The following is a 1,057-nucleotide window of genomic DNA, read 5'->3' as shown; positions in this document are numbered from 1 at the left end:
CAAGCGTGAGGCATTACTTCGCGAATTTTGTTTACACGATCAATATAAACTTCGCGCAAATAGCGACGCTTCATTAACTTTAAAATATCATTGCTTCCAGATTGTAATGGGATATGGAAATGCGGTACAAAAGTTCGGCTTTTAGAAACAAATTCGATTGTTTCATTTTTCAACAAGTTTGGTTCGATTGACGAAATTCTCAAACGCTCAATTCCTTCTACTTTGTCTAAAGCTTGTACTAGATCTAGAAAAGTATGTTCGTGTTTTTTGTTTCCGAACTCTCCTTTTCCGTAATCACCAATATTTACACCCGTTAAAACAATTTCACGAATATTTTGCGCCGAAATTTCTTTGGCATTTTTTAGAACATTTTCTAAAGCATCACTTCTAGAAATTCCTCTTGCCAACGGAATTGTGCAATAGGTACATTTATAATCGCAACCGTCTTGAACTTTTAAAAATGCTCTTGTACGATCTCCAATAGAATAACTTCCTACATAAAAATCGGCTTCAGCAATTTCACATGAGTGAACTTCACCCATATCATTTTTGCTCAAATCATGAATATAGTCTGTGATTTTGAATTTCTCTGTTGCTCCTAAAACCAAATCAACACCATCAACTGCTGCTAATTCTTCTGGTTTTAATTGTGCATAACAGCCAACAGCTGCAACAAAAGCTTTTTCGTTAAGCTTCATTGCTTTCTTCACTACTTGCTTAAACTGCTTATCTGCATTTTCTGTTACAGAGCAAGTATTAATGACATAAATATCTGCTATTTCTTCAAAATCGACGCGGTCAAAACCTTCGTCATTAAAATTTCTGGCAATTGTAGAAGTCTCTGAAAAATTCAGTTTACAACCCAGCGTATAAAAGGCAACTTTTTTTCTATTTTCCATAATCTGCTTAAATTAATGAAATCGTTGTCAAAAAATTTAAGGCTGCAAATTTACAAACAATATTCATCAAAAGAAAGCGATTAATTCACTTCGAATCAATATTTTGGCGCTAATGTTAATTTAGAGACATTCAAAAGTTAAACTTTTTTATTTTTATT

Annotated in this window: 1 pseudogene; it reads right to left on the bottom strand. The window is 33.1% G+C overall.

Features of this window, described 5'->3' with window-relative positions:
• Nucleotides 1-854 (bottom strand): annotated as a pseudogene (locus tag B3J44_RS22545) (MiaB/RimO family radical SAM methylthiotransferase); the annotation flags it as partial.
• Between the last annotated feature and the right edge of the window lie 203 nt (nucleotides 855-1,057).

The organism is Flavobacterium sp. UBA4854, from assembly GCF_002399805.1.
GTDB lineage: Bacteria > Bacteroidota > Bacteroidia > Flavobacteriales > Flavobacteriaceae > Flavobacterium > Flavobacterium ginsengisoli.
The sequence above is the reverse complement of the archived record's forward strand: the minus strand, read 5'-3'. Positions and strand labels throughout refer to the sequence as shown.